The sequence below is a fragment of the Limnohabitans sp. genome, from assembly GCF_031538885.1.
Classification (GTDB): Bacteria; Pseudomonadota; Gammaproteobacteria; order Burkholderiales; family Burkholderiaceae_C; genus Limnohabitans.
This window is the reverse complement of the sequence record NZ_JAVKLW010000106.1, coordinates 1-16,602: the sequence shown is the minus strand read 5'-3', so window position 1 is coordinate 16,602 and position 16,602 is coordinate 1. Positions and strand designations below refer to the sequence as shown.

General features: G+C 57.7%; 15 protein-coding genes. 8 read left to right on the top strand and 7 right to left on the bottom strand.

All coding sequences use genetic code 11. From position 1 onward, the window contains the following. The 7 genes from yjjJ to metG all read right to left on the bottom strand — a co-directional run bounded on the left by yjjJ (position 1) and on the right by metG (position 6,890). Complete coding sequence (yjjJ, locus tag RMS03_RS08545) at positions 1 to 1,344, bottom strand: type II toxin-antitoxin system HipA family toxin YjjJ (protein ID WP_310626650.1); 1,344 nt, start codon at positions 1,342 to 1,344, stop codon at positions 1 to 3. 265 nt (positions 1,345 to 1,609) lie between these two features. Next, positions 1,610 to 2,473: a pantoate--beta-alanine ligase gene (gene panC / locus RMS03_RS08540; protein ID WP_310626649.1), complete on the bottom strand. Its 864-nt coding sequence runs from the start codon at positions 2,471 to 2,473 to the stop codon at positions 1,610 to 1,612. A 30-nt stretch (positions 2,474 to 2,503) separates the two neighbouring features. After that, positions 2,504 to 3,376, bottom strand: coding sequence for a 3-methyl-2-oxobutanoate hydroxymethyltransferase (panB, locus tag RMS03_RS08535; protein ID WP_310626648.1), 873 nt, complete (start codon positions 3,374 to 3,376; stop codon positions 2,504 to 2,506). A 64-nt stretch (positions 3,377 to 3,440) separates the two neighbouring features. Then, on the bottom strand, positions 3,441 to 4,238 hold the full coding sequence (locus RMS03_RS08530; RefSeq protein WP_310626672.1) for a ScpA family protein: 798 nt from the start codon (positions 4,236 to 4,238) through the stop codon (positions 3,441 to 3,443). Positions 4,239 to 4,339: 101 nt separating this feature from the next. Beyond that, positions 4,340 to 4,543 (bottom strand): DUF3460 family protein, encoded by a 204-nt coding sequence (locus RMS03_RS08525; RefSeq protein ID WP_310626647.1) that lies wholly within the window; start codon positions 4,541 to 4,543, stop codon positions 4,340 to 4,342. 40 nt (positions 4,544 to 4,583) lie between these two features. Next, on the bottom strand, positions 4,584 to 4,718 hold the full coding sequence (locus RMS03_RS08520) for a hypothetical protein (RefSeq protein WP_310626646.1): 135 nt from the start codon (positions 4,716 to 4,718) through the stop codon (positions 4,584 to 4,586). Between the two features lie 30 nt (positions 4,719 to 4,748). Next, positions 4,749 to 6,890 (bottom strand): methionine--tRNA ligase, encoded by a 2,142-nt coding sequence (gene metG / locus RMS03_RS08515; protein WP_310626645.1) that lies wholly within the window; start codon positions 6,888 to 6,890, stop codon positions 4,749 to 4,751. 56 nt (positions 6,891 to 6,946) lie between these two features. Between metG and RMS03_RS08510 the strand changes: the two genes are divergently transcribed. The 8 genes from RMS03_RS08510 to RMS03_RS08475 form a co-directional block, all read left to right on the top strand. After that, positions 6,947 to 7,225 (top strand): AraC family ligand binding domain-containing protein, encoded by a 279-nt coding sequence (locus tag RMS03_RS08510; RefSeq protein ID WP_310626644.1) that lies wholly within the window; start codon positions 6,947 to 6,949, stop codon positions 7,223 to 7,225. Between the two features lie 250 nt (positions 7,226 to 7,475). Beyond that, positions 7,476 to 9,314, top strand: a complete 1,839-nt coding sequence (locus RMS03_RS08505; protein ID WP_310626643.1) for a site-specific DNA-methyltransferase — start codon at positions 7,476 to 7,478, stop codon at positions 9,312 to 9,314. 2 nt (positions 9,315 to 9,316) lie between these two features. Then, on the top strand, positions 9,317 to 9,709 hold the full coding sequence (locus tag RMS03_RS08500) for an HI0074 family nucleotidyltransferase substrate-binding subunit (RefSeq protein ID WP_310626671.1): 393 nt from the start codon (positions 9,317 to 9,319) through the stop codon (positions 9,707 to 9,709). Continuing rightward, on the top strand, positions 9,682 to 12,759 hold the full coding sequence (locus RMS03_RS08495; protein ID WP_310626642.1) for a DEAD/DEAH box helicase family protein: 3,078 nt from the start codon (positions 9,682 to 9,684) through the stop codon (positions 12,757 to 12,759). The genes RMS03_RS08500 and RMS03_RS08495 overlap by 28 nt, the downstream gene beginning before the upstream one ends. 49 nt (positions 12,760 to 12,808) lie before the next feature. Further along, a complete protein-coding gene (gene apbC / locus RMS03_RS08490) occupies positions 12,809 to 13,900 on the top strand; it encodes an iron-sulfur cluster carrier protein ApbC (RefSeq protein WP_310626641.1) in 1,092 nt (363 codons plus the stop codon). Positions 13,901 to 13,908: 8 nt separating this feature from the next. Next, positions 13,909 to 14,511, top strand: coding sequence for a DUF3305 domain-containing protein (locus tag RMS03_RS08485; RefSeq protein ID WP_310626640.1), 603 nt, complete (start codon positions 13,909 to 13,911; stop codon positions 14,509 to 14,511). Continuing rightward, positions 14,501 to 15,196 carry a DUF3306 domain-containing protein gene (locus RMS03_RS08480; protein ID WP_310626639.1) on the top strand — a complete coding sequence of 232 codons (696 nt, stop codon included), beginning with the start codon at positions 14,501 to 14,503 and terminating at the stop codon, positions 15,194 to 15,196. Before RMS03_RS08485 ends, RMS03_RS08480 begins: the two co-directional genes overlap by 11 nt. Continuing rightward, the coding region (locus tag RMS03_RS08475; protein WP_310626638.1) for a 4Fe-4S dicluster domain-containing protein at positions 15,123 to 16,602 on the top strand (1,480 nt) is incomplete at its 3' end. The genes RMS03_RS08480 and RMS03_RS08475, both read left to right, overlap by 74 nt.

Genomic DNA, 16,602 nt, shown 5'->3' with positions numbered 1-16,602 from the left:
TTACCCCAACCGCGCCACCTGGGCGCTGGCGCTTTCTAGGTGCGCTGCCAGCGCATCTACACATACCTCAAACTCTGCGCTGAAATCAGGGCACGTACGCAACGTGGCCAAGTAATTGTGCGCCATGGCCAGCGCCGTGCGCCAGTGCTCGTTGCGCACGCTGGCGTGCAGGGTGACGGTGGGCACAGTATCGGGTAGCTTGCCGCTGCTACTGGGGGCAAAGGCCATGGGCGTCATGTCGTAAGTGGGGGCGAGGTGGTAGGGGCGGCCGTGTTCTGACACAAATGACAAATTGCCACTGTGCATATCGGTGTTGCCCGTGAGCACGCCAAACGCCCACAGCACTTCGGCGGTCTCGGCCGCTTCAGGGGTGATCGCACCCATGGCAGCCAAGCGCTGCGCCACCACGGGCCACGGCTGGTGGGCTGCACCCACAAACTCGGCATCCAAAGCCGCCAACGACACCACAGCCTTGCGGCCCAGCGTGCCCACGCGGTCAAAGCGCCCAACCTCTAAAAAACGTTGGCCCTCAAAGTCCACCACGGCAGACTCAGCGGCGGCCACACCCGCTTGGCGCAAGGTGGTCAGTGCCAAGTGTTCGGCCAGCAACAAGTCACGCCAGCGTTGGCTGATGGGGCTGTCCAGCTTTTCGCTGAACTTCACCATCACATGTGCGGGGCCTGCACCCGTGTCGGCATAGGCGGTGAACTTGGGCTGCTCACCCCCCGCAGACGAGCCGGGTGCTTCGCCTTGCGACGCACCTATCGCCATGCGGGCATAAGCACTGGGTTTGTCGGCGTGGGTCAAGCACACGGGCTCGGGCGTAGCGATGAACTTGTCACGGGCGATGGGGCCTAGCAGCAAGTTGCCCACCAAATCGTGCCCGTGCACCAGCAGGGTACGCAAGGCGTGGCTGTCGGTCCATTCTTTGAGCGAGCTGGGCAGCCCCAGCTCGACGCCATAGCGCGTGGCATAAGCGCGGCCTAGGTAGCCCTGCGGGCGCATGTCCAGCAACCACCAAGGCAGGCCGTCGCTGTGCAGCTGCACCCCATCGGCCTGCGTGAACACAAAGCCATCGGGCCGCACGGGCGTGAGCACGCCCAGCTCTTTGAGCTTGCCCTCGGCATCCACCCGAAACACAGGCACATCTGCAAAACCACGGCCCGTGTCGCGCAGCGCATAGCGTGTGCCTTTTTTCTGGCCGACCTTCATCACCTCGCTGCCCATGGCCGCCAACACACGCGTGGCCGTGGGCTGGCTGATGCCCATGTCTTTGGCCATCTGCGTGCCCGACTTCGGGCCTGCGGCTAGGCGCAGGCGTAGCAGGTCGGTGTGGGTGGGCATGGGGTGTTTGAATTTAAAGATGAATTAAAAATAAATTATAAAAGTGAAAATTGAAGCTGCAATATGTACTTCATAAGTATTCTTGAGATATTTGATGTTGCTTGAAGCATTTAATTGGGCTTCTTATTCATTCATGCGTGGACGACTCTGCATCTCTTCAAACCCGCCCTTCATCACTTATCTATCGGGGTTTGACTGTTCAGACTAACCGAGCCACTTCTCTAGAACGAGTGTCTTTAAATAATTATGTTTCATGCAGTTGAATTCAAACCTCCAAGTTATCAATCAACCTAGTCTTCCCCAACTTAGCCGCCCCCAACGCCACCAGCGACTCAGCGCAGGGGCCGGTTACGGGTGACAAGTCATGCTGGCGGCGCAGGGTGATGTAGTCAGGGGCCCAGCCGCGCGCACGCAAGGCATCCATCGCCGCAGTTTCTAAAGCCGCTACATCTAGCTGGCCTGCCGCGTTGCCGGCACGTGCGGCCGCAGCCAAGCCTTTCAAAGCCATCGACAGTTGCACGGCTTCGACCCGTTCTTCGGCGCTCAAATAGCCGTTGCGTGAACTCAAAGCCAATCCGTCTTCGGCGCGGCGGGTTTCTGCGCCGATGATCTCGATAGGCAGCGCCATTTGCTGCACCATGCGGCGGATGACCATGAGTTGTTGGTAGTCCTTCTGGCCAAACACGGCGAGGTCGGGCTGCACGATGTTGAAGAGCTTGTGCACCACGGTGCTCACGCCCACAAAGAAGCCGGGGCGGAACGCGCCTTCCAAGATGTCGGCCAGCTCTGCGGGCGGGTGGACCTTGAACACTTGGGGTTCGGGGTAGAGGTCTTGTTCACTGGGGGCAAACACCACATCGCAGCCATTGGCTTCTAAGAGGGCGCAGTCGTTTTCAAAGGTGCGCGGGTAGGTGTCAAAGTCCTCGTTGGGGCCAAATTGCAAGCGATTGACGAAGATGCTGGCCACGGTCGTGCCGCCTGTTTTCACCCGCGTGGCTGCTTCTTGGCGCGCCATTTGCATCAGCTCTAAGTGGCCTTGATGCAAGTTGCCCATGGTGGGCACAAAGGCGCGCAGGGCGGCGGGCTTCAAAGCGCGGCGCAAGTCCGCGAGGGTGTGAACGATGTGCATGAAACGAGAAAACTTTTGAAGCCAAAGGGCTTAGGCCCAAGCGTGTTTGGCGTTGTCAGGGAATATGCCCGCTTTGACAGCGGCCACATAGGCGCTCATCGCCGCTTGCACGCTGCTGTAGCCTTCCATGAAGTTATGCACGAACTTTGGGTTCTTGCCCAAGTTCACGCCCAGCATGTCGTGCATCACCAGCACTTGGCCTGCTGTGCCGTTGCCCGCGCCAATGCCAATGGTGTGGCAAGTGGGCAGCTCTTGGGTGAGGGCGGTGGACAAGGGTTCTGGCACCATTTCCAGCACCAGCATGGCAGCACCTGCGTCTTGCAGAGCCAAGGCGTGTTGGCGCAGTTGGGTGGCCGATTCGCCACGGCCTTGCACACGGTAGCCGCCCAAGGCGTGAACGGTTTGCGGCGTCAGGCCCAAATGGGCGCAGACAGGGATGCCGCGCTCCACCAAAAAATGCACGATGTCGGTGGTCCAGCCGCCGCCTTCGAGCTTGACCATGTGAGCACCCGCTTGCATCAAAACCGTTGCACTGCGTAGGGCTTGCTCTTTGGATTCTTGGTAGCTGCCAAAGGGCAAATCGCCAATGATCCAAGCCGTGCCTTGTACGCGGCGTATGCCGGTGGCCACGCTTTCCACGTGGTAGCGCATGGTGTCGAGCGTCACGCCCACGGTGCTGGTCAGGCCTTGGCAGACCATGCCCAGCGAGTCGCCCACCAAGATGCATTCCACACCCGCAGCATCGGCCACGGCGGCAAAGGTGGCGTCGTAGGCGGTGAGCATGGTGATTTTTTCACCCCGCGCGCGCAGCTCGTTCAAGCGCGGCAAGCTGATGGGCTTGCGGGCGGCGACGGGGGAAGCGGGGGGCAAAGTGCCGTAGGGCGAAGCGTGGGTGTTGCTCATAGAACGGGTGTGGCGCAAAGCCAGTCCTGTGTTGCCGAAGGAGTGTGGAGTTTACGTGGGGCTTTTATGTGGGGGTGTAGGCCAAGCGCACGTAAATAGGCGCAAAAGCCTCGGCCTGTGTGATTTCAATCAGCGTTTCTTTGGCCAGCTCAAGCAAGGCGATGAAGGTCACCACCAGTACGGGCACGCCTTGCTCAGGGTTGAACAGGTTTTCAAACTCCACAAAGCGTTTGCCTTGCAAGTGCTTGAGCACAATGCTCATGTGCTCGCGCACCGACAGCTCTTCGCGTGAGATTTTGTGATGCTGCACCAGCTTGGCACGTTTGAGAATGTCGACCCAGGCTTGCTGTAGCTCCACCACATGCACGTCTGGGAAGCGCGGTTGCAAGGACTGTTCAATGAACACTTGCGCACGCAAAAAGTCACGGCCAAACTGCGGCACTTCGTTGAGTTTGGCGGCTGCCAGTTTCATTTGCTCGTATTCGAGCAGGCGGCGTACCAGCTCGGCACGCGGGTCTTCGGGCTCTTGGCCCTCGGCCACCTTTTTGGGCGGTAGCAGCATGCGTGATTTGATTTCAATCAGCATGGCGGCCATCAGCAGGTATTCGGCGGCGAGTTCGAGGTTGTGGCTGCGAATCTCGTCCACATAGCTCAAGTACTGGCGCGTGAGCGCGGCCATGGGGATGTCGAGGATGTTGAAGTTTTGCTTACGGATGAGGTACAGCAGCAAGTCCAGCGGGCCTTGGAAGGCTTCTAGAAACACCTCCAGCGCATCGGGCGGGATGTACAAATCATGCGGCATGGTGAACAGGGGCTCGCCATACAGGCGAGCCACGGCCACATGGTCAACCACCTCGGGCATGACCGAAGCGGGTTGTCCCGCGTCAGGTGCGTGGGTGTCAGCAGGATGCACGGGATGCTGAATCAAGCCAGACCGCAGGTGCTAGGCCAAGACCGACGGCCTTAAGCATTGGTTTGGTAGACATACGGCTTTTGCGCCACACGGCCAGCGTCGATGTCTTGCTGGACTTCGCGGTTGACGTGTTTGTCCCAAAGCAAGGCACGGCCTTCGCGCTGTTCTTTTTCGAGCGTGGGCTTTTGGTTCCTCAGCGACTCGATGAACTGAGTGGCTTCAGAGGTGTAGTGGTCGCGTTGAAAAATCGACATGCTGGGGTTCCTAACTGGATTTCGAGAGATTGCGTGGATTTTAACGACCGAGCGCCAAGGTCAAACCTTGGCTCAAATCGGGCTCCCGATGGCTGTCTGGCAAGGCTTGCAGCAGACCGCAGCGTTGCGCCATTTCGAGGGGCTGGTGGGCCAAGCCACAGACGATGAGGCGCACCTGCTTTTTGCGGCAGCTGCGCACCAAAGACTACTGAATGCGCATACCGGGTTTTGCGCCGGGCCAAGGGTGCAACACATAAATGCCGGGCTCCGCCTTTTCATCCGCGTGGCTGGCGGCGAGCACCATGCCTTCACTCACACCAAACTTCATCTTGCGTGGTGCGAGGTTGGCCACCATCACCGTGAGTTTGCCTTTGAGGTCTTCGGGTTTGTACATGCTGGCGACGCCTGAAAAGACGTTTCGAGTTTTACCTTCACCCACATCGAGCGTGAGGCGCAGCAGCTTGGTCGAGCCTTCCACCGCCTCGCAGTTGACGATTTCGGCAATGCGCAAATCCACCTTCGCAAAGTCGTCGATGCTGATGGTGGGGGCGATGGCTTCACCGCCTGGGGTGACAGGTTCTTCCACCACGGCGGGTGGCTCGAACAGGGCTTCGAGTTGTTCGGGGGTGACGCGTTGTATGAGCGGTGTGAATGGTGCGAGGGTCGCGTTCGTACTTCTGCGCTCTGCATCACTCCAAGTCCAGGCCCTGTTGGCGGTGAACAAGGCTTGCGCTTGTTGAGCAAGCGCTGGAAGCACGGGCTTTAAACAAATCACAATCAGTTTGAACGCATCTGCGCAGACCGAGCAGACTTGTTGCAATTCATCTTTGGAGTCTGTACTTTTCGCCAAACCCCATGGTTTTTTCTGGTCAATGAAGCTGTTGATGATGTCCGCCATTTGCATGCACTTGCGAACGACACGCCCATACTGACGTTCCTCGTAATAGCCCTTGATCAACTCAACAGCAGAGTTACGCGTTTCTACCTGTCCTGGCATGGCCAAATGGGTATGCAGCATCTTGTCCCAAATGATGCGTGCATCATCGTTCCAAGTCGCAGCCAACTTTCCTTCGCAGTGTTTGTGCAAGAGCCCCCAAGTTCTGGAGGCGATATTGACAAGCTTGCCTACTAAATCTGAGTTCACACGCAGCATGAAATCTTCGGCGTTGAAGTCCACGTCTTCGTTTTTGTTGTTCAGCTTGGTGGCCAAGTAATAGCGCAACCACTCGGGGTTCATGCCGAGGCTGAGGTACTTCAGTGGGTCAAGGCCTGTGCCACGGCTCTTGCTCATCTTCTCGCCGTTGTTGACGGTGAGGAAGCCGTGCACAAACACGTTGTTGGGCGTTTTGCGACCGCTGAAGTGCAGCATGGCGGGCCAGAACAAGGTGTGGAACGTGACGATGTCTTTGCCAATGAAGTGGTATTGCTCCAGCGCGGGGTTGGCCATGTAGGCGTCGTAGTTCTCGCCACGCTTGTCGAGCAAGTTTTTCAGTGAAGCCAAGTAGCCCACGGGTGCATCTAGCCACACGTAAAAGTATTTGGCGGGTGCCCCATTGATCGCCGTATCAGGAATTTCAATGCCGAAGTAAGGTGCATCACGCGAAATGTCCCAATCGCCCAAGCCTTCGCTGGTGGTGCCATCGGGGTTGGTGCGCACGGTGAACCACTCTTTGACCTTGTTGGCCACTTCGGGTTGCAGTTTGCCGTCTTGCGTCCATTTTTCTAAAAACGCCACACAACGTGGGTCAGACAACTTGAAGAAGAAATGCTCTGAGCTTTTCAGCTCAGGCTTGGCACCCGACAAGGCTGAGAAAGGGTTGATCAGGTCGGTGGGGGCGTAGACCGCACCGCACACCTCGCAGTTGTCGCCGTACTGGTCGTGGGCGTGGCACTTGGGGCACTCGCCTTTGATGAAGCGGTCGGGCAAAAACATGTTCTTCTCGGGGTCGAAAAACTGGTCAATCGTGCGGCGCTCAATCAGCGAGCCACCTTCAGATTCAGGGATGTCGCGCAAATCGCGATAAATCTGCTGGGCCAGTGCGTGGTTCTCCGGCGCGTCGGTGCTGTGCCAGTTGTCAAACTGGATGTGAAAGCCATCCAAATACGGCTTGCGGCCTGCGGCGATGCCCGCCACAAACTGCTGCGGCGTGATGCCCGCCTTCTCGGCCGCAATCATGATGGGCGCACCGTGCGTGTCGTCCGCGCCCACAAAATCGACCTGGTGGCCCTGCATGCGCTGGAAACGCACCCAGATGTCGGCCTGGATGTACTCCATGATGTGGCCGATGTGAAAGTTGCCGTTGGCGTAGGGCAGGGCGGTGGTGACGAAGAGCTGGCGCTGGGACATGTGTGAGCAAGACCGTAGGGTGAAGGGCGCGATTTTAGTTCCTGCAAAATTGCGGCATGAACCTACCGAACTTTGATGAATTCCGCCAACAAGCCCTCGCCGCTGGCTTTGACGAAGTGGTCGCGCGTGAATGGGCGCCCCACACCGTGCTAGACACCCATGCCCACCCGTTTGCTGTGCACGCAGTGGTGACGCGTGGCGAGATGTGGCTGACCATCAACGGCCACACCCAGCATTTGGTGACGGGTTCTGTGTTTGACCTAGAGCCCAACGTGCCTCATGACGAGCGCTATGGCGCTGAGGGGGCGGCTTATTGGGTGGCGAGGAAGAACTAAACCGCTATTTTTATAAACACCGTCACAGGTTGACCGAGTGTTGAGCACAAGCAAAAAGCCGTGCCATGAACCTAGAATCGACGCGCGCTTTGATGTGAGATGCCATCAAATGGTAGATGGGCGGTGCGGCTTTATGCCGCACACGTTGATAGGCGGTTCGAATCCGCTCGGCATCAAAGCGCACCTTTCTAAAAGCTTCGTTTAGACCTGACACAATGCGTGTCTTGTTGTCCTATAAAGCTGCAATGCCATGCCCGAAATCGTCTTCAAAGGCAAAGAATACGTCTACAACCACCACCTCAGCGTGCCTTATCGCTCGCTGGTGGCGGACGCTGCCAAGGGCGTTGGCCCTGCGGACTTGAACAGCAGCCTCATCATTCACGGCGACAACTTGCACGCCTTGAAAGCGCTGCTGCCGCGCTACGCGGGCCAAGTGGACTTGGTGTTCATCGACCCGCCCTACAACACGGGCAACGAAGGCTGGTGCTACAGCGATGGGGTGAACAGCCCCATCATGAAAGAGTGGCTCAGCACCAACCCCGTGGACGGCGAGGACATGCTGCGCCACGACAAGTGGCTGTGCATGATGTGGCCGCGCTTAGTGTTGCTGCGGGAGTTGCTAAAGCCCGAGGGTGTTCTGTTGATTTCTCTTGATGACAACGAGCAGCACAACGCGATTGCCGCATGCTTAGAAATTTTTGGAGACGGGAGTTTTTTAGGCCAGTTTGTTTGGAAGAGTCGTCAAAACAAAGATAACCGAAATGAAAACGGCTTGTCTGTTGACCACGAATACATTCTTGCGTTTGGGGCATCGATGCGGGGCGTTAGCAGAGATGTACAGCAATATGCAAACCCCGATTTAGATGAGCGTGGCGCTTGGGTGAGTAGCAACATGGTTGGTTTGGCGACTAAAGAAAATAGACCCAACTTGCACTATGAAATTGTCGATAAAAACACTGGCAATGTGTATCCTCCTCCGCGAATGGGTTGGCGGTATGGCCGAGAGCGTATGAGTCAAATAATTGATGAAAATCGAATTATTTGGCCAAGCTCTGTGACGGGTAGGCCTCGTGAAAAAGTGTTTTTATCGCAGATGAGTAAACGCACGAACGTGTCCTCAGTTATTGAAAAAGAAATTTATACGCGTGATGGAACGCTTGAGCTTGAGCAAATTCTGGGGCACAGGGATTTCGCATTTCCAAAACCATCAGAGTTGATTGAGTATTTGATCGAAATTGCCACAAACGATCATGCCCTGATCCTCGACAGCTTCGCTGGCAGCGGCACCACCGCTCACGCTGTTCTCAAGGCCAATGCCAAAGACAATGGCAACCGCAAATTCATCTTGGTCGAGGGCGAGGACTACGCCGACCGCCTCACCGCCGAGCGTGTGCGCCGCGTTATCAACGGCTATGCCTGGGTGGGTACGCAGCGTGAGACGTTGCTGGAAGAAAAAATCAATTTCACGCAGTTCAAAAAAGCAGCCGATTGGCTGGCGAAGGTGGAGGTCATCAAGGCCCGCGAAGGGTTTGCCGAAGGCGCTTTCGTGGGTGATTTGGCTGACCAAGGCACCGATGTGAAAAAGCGCTTCGACAAAATCAACACCGAGCTGAAAGACGGTGTGCTGCGCGTGGAGGGCGAGAAGAAGGTCTCGCAGCGCGTGGCAGGCTTGGGCGGCGAGTTCACGTACTGCACTTTGGGCGAGCCGCTGAATATTGAAAAGCTGTTGTCGGGCGAGGCCTTACCCACGTTTGAGGCGTTGGGGGCTTGGCTGTTCCACACGGCGACAGGGGGCACGTTGCCCGCTATCCCAAAGAATGCACCCGAGTTTTATTTGGGCGAAGCGGCAGACGCGCATGTGTGGCTGGTGTATGCGCCCGATGTGGCGTTTTTAAAGTCGCCCGACGCGGCGCTGAACTTAAGCCGCGCCCGAGCCTTGGCACAGTGGGGCGCGGCCAAGAACGAAGGCCTGGAGAAGAGCAAAAAGCATTTGGTGTTTGCGCCCGTGAAGTATTTGTCCAACAAGCAACTGGCCGAGTACCGAATGGATTTCTGCCCTCTGCCGTTTGCTTTGTTAAGGGGGGTGTGACGATGGCTTACCGTGATCGTTTTGAATTGGCGCGTGAGCAATACCGTAAGGCTCTGACACGTTTGCATGAAGTGGTGGCGCTCAATGAAACGGATGTGGTTCGCGACAGCTTGATTCAACGCTTTGACTTCACTTATGAATTGGCTTGGAAGAGCATGTTCTATTGGATGAAAGACCAAGGAGAGCAAGTGCCCGAGATGCAAAAACCAATTCTTCAGGCGGCGTTTCGTTGCGGCTTAATTTTGGATCCTCAGCTGTGGGAGGACATCAAAGAGCAGCGGGATGAAACCAGCCATACCTATAACGAAGACAAAGCGGTCTTTGTGTCTGCCTATGTGCGCACCCAAGCGATGCCTGCTTTTGACGCATGGCTAGAAAAACTCAATGCGCTATGAGTGAGGTGGCTGAAGAAAAGAGCTGGCCTTTTGGCATTGCTCCCAACGTGCGGACAAAGTTGGTGCGTGTGTTTGACGATACGCCGAACTTGCAACAGGTTTTTTTGTATGGCTCGCGCGCGCGCGGCGATCAGCGTCTTGAATCAGATATTGATTTGGCTGTTGATGCGCCAGAGATGACGGAGACAGACTTTGTCATGCTTAAGAGCCGCATCGAAGACTTGGGGCTGATTTACCGCACGGATGTGGTGAATCTGAGTGCTGTGCTCAACGAGGATTTTCGAGCGCGCATAGAAAAGGATCGACAAGTTTTTTGGCAACCGCGCCGCGCCGCTGTGCGCTTGCCACGCGCATTGGGTTTGGCCGAGCTGAAGGATTTTCAAACCCAAACGCTGGCGCAGCTGGATGTGTATTTGGCCCAGTTAGGCAAGGCCAAGCTGGAGTCTGAGCAAGCGTTGGCAGCGATGGCTGGTATCAAGGCGATGGCGCATGTGGCCGACATGCGCAGACTGGCCTCAGATTTTCCAAAAGCCGCATGGGATGCCATGCGCGCGGCCAAGGCCTTGCCCGAGAGTTATGCCGAGCGTGCGTATTCCAGCCGCTTTGACGGGGCTGAGCGTGCGATTCCCAATATTTGTTTAAAGGTGCCCACGGGTGGCGGCAAAACCTTGCTGGCGGCGGCCAGTGTGGGCAAGGTGTTTGAGGGGTATTTGCGCCGCTCAGCAGGGCTGGTGCTGTGGGTGGTGCCTAACGCAGCGATTTACCGCCAAACGCTCAAAACCTTGAGCCACCGCGATCACCCCTACCGCCAAATGCTAAATGTGGCGGGGGCAGGGCGCGTGAAGATTTTGGAAAAAGATTCACCCCTGTCGCGCATGGATGTGGACAGCCATTTGTGTGTGATGGTGTTGATGCTGGCCTCTGCCGCACGTCAAACCAAAGAGACGCTGCGCTTCTTCCGCGACCGTGGCAATGTGCATGGTTTTTTACCGCGTGAAGATGACATTGAAGCGCATTGGGCTTTGCTGGGCCAAGTGCCCAATTTGGATGTGTATGGCAGCCCGTGGGCGAGTGCTGGCAGTGCCGATGTACAAGCGCAGGTGCAAGCTGCGGCGCAAAAGGGCAGCATCATCAAAAGCTCGTTGGGCAATGTGATGCGGCTGGTTCGCCCAATGGTGGTGATTGATGAAGGCCACCACGGCTATACCGAAAATGCGCTGCGCACGATTGACGGTTTCAATCCGTGCTTTATGTTGGAGTTGTCAGCCACGCCGCGTGTGGTGGCGACGGGCAGTTCGGCGGCACAGTCTCCTCAAGCGGTGTTGGGCTCCAATATTTTGGTGGACGTGCGAGGCACAGACCTTGACCGCGCCGAGATGATCAAGATGCCTATCCATGTGGATGTGCGCTCGTGGGCCGATTGGCAAAGTTGTTTGGCGGCCAGTGTCGATCAACTGGCGCAGCTGGGCCGAGAGGCCGATGTGCTGCGAACCGAGGCCGACCGTTATATCCGCCCCATTTTGTTGGTGCAAGTCGAGCGCACGGGCAAAGACCAGGTCGATGCAGGCTACATACACGCCCAGCATGTGCGTGAGTTTTTGGCGCAGCTGGGTTTCACAGACAAACAAATTCGCGAGAAGACCAGTGAGAAAGATGAGCTGGGCGATGATGATTTGTTGTCGCCTACGTCGGATGTGCGCGTCATCATCACCAAGCAAGCGCTGCAAGAGGGCTGGGATTGCCCGTTTGCCTACGTGCTGTGTGCGTTGGCGGCCAGCAAGGGCAAGCGCGCGCTGACGCAGTTGGTAGGCCGTATTTTGCGTTTGCCGCATGTGGCGAAGACGGGCCATGCGGCGTTGGATGCTTGCTATGTGTTTTGCCACGATGCCACCACGGGCGAGGTGGTGAATGCCATCAAGCAGTCGCTGGAGGTGGAGGGCATGGGTGATTTGGCTTTGTCGGTCAAAGGCGATGCAGATGCGCTAGAGGCTGCCAAGCCTGTGTCATTGAAGCGCCGCGCCGGCCTAGCGCATTTGCGAATTTTTTTGCCAACGGTGACATGGGTAGAGCCTGACCGTTCAAGACGTGCCTTGGTGTACGAGAGCGATGTGCTGGCACGTTTGCCGTGGCACACGTTGGATGTGGCGGAACTGGCCAAAGACTGGAAGCCAGGCAAGCCAACCAGCTCTTCAGGGCGCGATGCGCACTTGGTGGTGGATTTGACGGTGCTTCAAGATGAGCACGCACCTTTGCGCCAAACGATGGGCGATGCTGCCGAGCTGCATTTAGACAAGCCGCACATGGTGCGTGCGCTGCTAGATATTCATGGCAATGCTTGGCAAGTGTGGACGTGGGTGGATGCGGTGGCCCAGCGCTGCTTGGCGCAATGGGACGAGGTGCAGGTGGCTGCGTCGGCGGCGACTTTGATTGAGGAGTTGCGCAAAGACTTGGAGCGCTTGCGCGATGCCATGGCGCAAACGGTGTTTGAAGATTTGGTCAAGCAAGGCCGCATTGAGTTTGCGCTGCGGGCCGATACAACCGATTACGAACTGCCGCATGACTGGTTGCACAGTGCCACGGGCAAGCCTCGCAAGTTGCTGCGAGAAGACGGGTTGAGCGAGATTGAAAAGAGCTTGCTTGTGCCCGCTTTGCAAACGCCTGACATGAATGAGTTTGAGGCTGCATTTGCGGGCTACTTGGATGAGCAAACAGCGTTGCATTGGTGGCACCGCAACGTGGCTAAAACGCAATACGGCTTGCAAGGCTGGAAGCGACACAAGGTGTATCCAGACTTTGTGTTTGGGTTCTTGACCGAAGGCAATGTCTCTCGGGTAGCGTTGGTGGAGACCAAGGGTGTTCACTTGGCAAACCAAGACAGCGACTACAAAGCTTTGCTGTTAGCCCAACTTACCCAAGCATTTTGTGATGCACGTTTCAAAGAGGCGGGTGACTTGTTGCTGGAAGACGATGGTGTCGCCCGCTTGACCTGCGGCTTGGTGTTTGACCAGTCCTGGCGTGCGGATATGGATCGCCGTTTCTTTGGCGCTTGAACTCAGGCGCTAGACTTGCGCCCGTTTCTACTGATGTAAAAGAATTCTTATGGCCCTGACCGAACAAGCCTTGACCGCAGCCCTGCAAACCGTGATTGACCCCAACACGGGCAAAGACTTTGTGAGCACCAAAGTGCTGAAGAACTTGCAAATTCAAGGCGGCGATGTGTCGTTTGACGTGGTGCTGGGCTATCCCGCCAAAAGCCAAATGGCGGGTTTTCGCAAAGAACTGATAGCCGCCGCTAAAAGCGTGGCGGGCGTGGACAACGTGTCGGCCAACATCAGCATGAACATCGTGGCGCACGCCGCGCAGCGCGGCGTGGCTTTGTTACCGCAAGTCAAAAACATCATTGCCGTGGCCTCGGGCAAAGGCGGTGTGGGCAAAAGCACCACCGCCGCCAACTTGGCTTTGGCCTTGGCCGCCGAGGGTGCGAGTGTGGGTTTGCTCGACGCCGACATTTACGGCCCCAGCCAGCCCATGATGATGGGCATTGAGGGCCGCCCCGAGAGCAGCGATGGTCAAACCATGGACCCGCTGGAGAACTATGGCGTGCAAGTCATGTCCATCGGCTTTTTGGTGGACCAAGACGAAGCCATGATCTGGCGCGGCCCCATGGCCACCCAAGCGCTGGAGCAGTTGCTGCGCCAAACCAATTGGAAGGCGTTGGACTATTTGATTGTGGACATGCCACCAGGCACAGGCGACATCCAACTCACCCTCAGCCAGCGCGTGCCCATGACGGGCGCGGTCATCGTCACCACGCCGCAAGACATTGCGCTGCTGGACGCCAAAAAAGGCATCAAGATGTTTGAGAAGGTGGGTGTGCCCATCCTCGGTTTGGTCGAGAACATGGCGGTGCACGTCTGCACCAACTGCGGCCACATCGAGCATATTTTTGGCGCCGACGGCGGCAAGAAGTTGGCTGCCAAAGACGGCATGGACTACCTCGGTGCTTTACCGCTGAACATGCAAATTCGCTTGCAAGCTGACAGTGGTAAGCCCACGGTGGTGGCGGATCCTGATGGCGAAGTGGCAGGCATTTACAAGGCGGTGGCCCGCCAAGTGGCGGTGAAGATTGCGGCCAAGGCCAAAGACTTTTCCAGCAAATTCCCAAGCATCAAGATTTCTAAAGAGACTTGACCCACACCATGACGCAACGCCCCAGTCTTCAAGTGGCCGTGGTCATGCGGCGCGAACGTGTGCCGGGTGCCATGAGCCACTGGCAGCCTTGGCGCTGGGTGCTGCACGATGTGACGGGCCATGATGTGCTGCCGCACACCGAGCACTTTGGCGCCGAACCGCGCTGCTTGCGTCACACCGAGGATGAGCAAATTTGGTTGCATCTGGGCTTCACGGTCGAGCTGTTCCGTGACGATGCTGAGGGCTATTACCTCAATGCCACTTCCCCCGCGCCGTGCTGGTTTGTTTTGTGGCGCATGGAGGAAGAGCCCCGCATCGGTGACGAGGCGATGGCGGTGCCCACCATGGTGAGTCTGAGTTACCACGATGCGGGCCGTTGGCTAGACGCCCAAGAAAATGTCGATCAAGTGCCAGCCCCAGAGGACGTGGTGGCGTGGATGGTTGAGTTCATGGACGCCCACTGGGTGGTCGAGGCCAAGCGCCGCAAACGCCCCGACAGCTTCAAAGCCTTGCAAGACCGCTTTGGCAATCCCGCTTCGGTGAGCACCGAGAAGATACGCGGGGGCAACTTAGGCGGTGCGCCCAACCCCAGAGGTGGTGATGTCTCCTGACGACGACACGCCTGCAGGTTTCTTTAGCCGCTGGTCGCGTCGCAAAGTCGATGTGCGCGAAGGGCGTCTCTTGGTCGAGGCCAAGGCGCAAACGGACGGTGCCAAACCGCTGGCACCGCCCACCGCCCCTGCGCAGCGCGCGGCAATTGCGCCCCTTCATCCCGTTGTGGCTGCCGCCCAAGGGCGCATGTCTGATGCATCCAGCACAGGGGTCACTCATGCAGCAGCTGATGCCAGCCCTACGTCGCAGCAAGCCGCCCCCACACTGGCCGATGCCCAACAGCTCACGCCCGAGTCCGACTTCACGGGCTTCATGGCCCGTGGTGTGGCGCCCGATGTGAAGAACGCGGCGATGAAAAAGCTGTTTGCCGACCCGCACTTCAACGTGATGGACCGCCTCGACATTTACATCGACGATTACAGCCAACCCGACCCACTGCCCTTGGCTATGTTGCGCCAAATGACCAGTGCCAAGACCTTGAACTTGTTCGATGACACGTCTGAGAAGACCGTCGAGACAAACGCAGGTGACAAACCCGCGACGGACGAAACGAAAGTCGTGGCACATTCTGCCCCTGACAAAAACAATCCCAACCCTGAGCCCCCCACGCATGACCACGCTGATTTGCGACTGCAACCAGACCCAACTGCTAGACCCGAAGGCGCTGAGCCAAAGCCTGTCTGAGCCACTCACGCTGCACACCGCGTTGTGCCGCCGCGAGGCGAACGCTTTTGTGCAAGCCGTGCAAGGCACAGACGATGTGGTGGTGGCCTGCACCCAAGAACAACGCCTGTTCGGCGATTTGGCCGTGGAGGCGCAAGCCAAAACCTCGGTCATCAAGTTCGTCAACATCCGCGAGACCGGCGGCTGGAGCCGTGACGCCAAAAACGCCTCGCCGAAAATCGCCGCGCTCTTAGCCGCTGCGCATTTGCCCGAGCCCGAGCCTGTGCCGACGGTCACGTTCAAGAGTGCAGGGCGCTTGCTCATCTTGGGTCAGATGGACCAAGCCGAACAAGCCGCTGCGCTGTTGGCCGACGCGCTTAATGTGACGATCTTCACCCAAGGCGCGGGCGAGGCGGGCGGCGCACAAAGCCGCCGCTACCCTGTGCTGGGCGGTCAAGTGCTGCGCGTGGACGGCTGGCTGGGTGCGTTCAAGCTGACTTGGCAAAACAACAACCCGATTGACCTTGACCTGTGCACGCGTTGCAACGCGTGCGTGGCCGCTTGCCCCGAGCAAGCGATTGGCTTAGATTACCAAATTGACCTGAACAAATGCAGTTCACACCGCGATTGCGTGACGGCTTGTGGCACCGTGGGCGCGATCAACTTTCAGCGCCAAGCGCAAGAAGAAACTGCCGAGTTCGACCTCGTGCTCGATTTGCGCGATGCCACCGCCTTCAACCGCCACGCCTTGCCGCAAGGTTATTTCCGTGGTGCAAGCGCCGCCAACTTGCTGCGCTTGCGCGAACTGGTGGGTGAGTTTGAAAAACCTAAATTTTTTGACTACAAACAAAAACTGTGCGCGCACAGCCGCAACGAGCAAGTGGGCTGCAACGCTTGCGTGGACATTTGCTCGGCCGAGGCGGTCAGCTCGGACAAGTCGCGCCAACAAATCAAGGTCAACCCCAATCTGTGCGTGGGCTGCGGTGCGTGCACCACGGTGTGCCCGACAGGCGCACTGACCTACGCCTACCCACGTGCCAGCGAGCAGGGCGTCAAGCTCAAGACCTTGCTGCGCACCTATCAAAAAGCAGGCGGCAAAGACGCGGTCATCTTGCTGCACAGCCAAGACGCGGGCCAAGCCTTGGTCAACGAGCTGGGCCGCGCCGCACAACTCAAAGTCGTGCAAGGTGTGCCCGCGCATGTGATTCCTGTGTCGTTGTGGCACACCGCGAGCCTTGGCTTGGATGTGTGGCTCACGGCCTTGGCCTATGGTGCGGCCCAAGTCTTGGTGCTCCACACCGCCGAAGAAGCCCCGCAATACGCCGACGGTTTGCAAGCGCAAATGGCCCAAGCGCAGGCCATGCTCGAAGGCTTGGGTTATGCCAAAGCTGCACAGATGCCTGTGCAACTGGTTCACGCCACGCAAG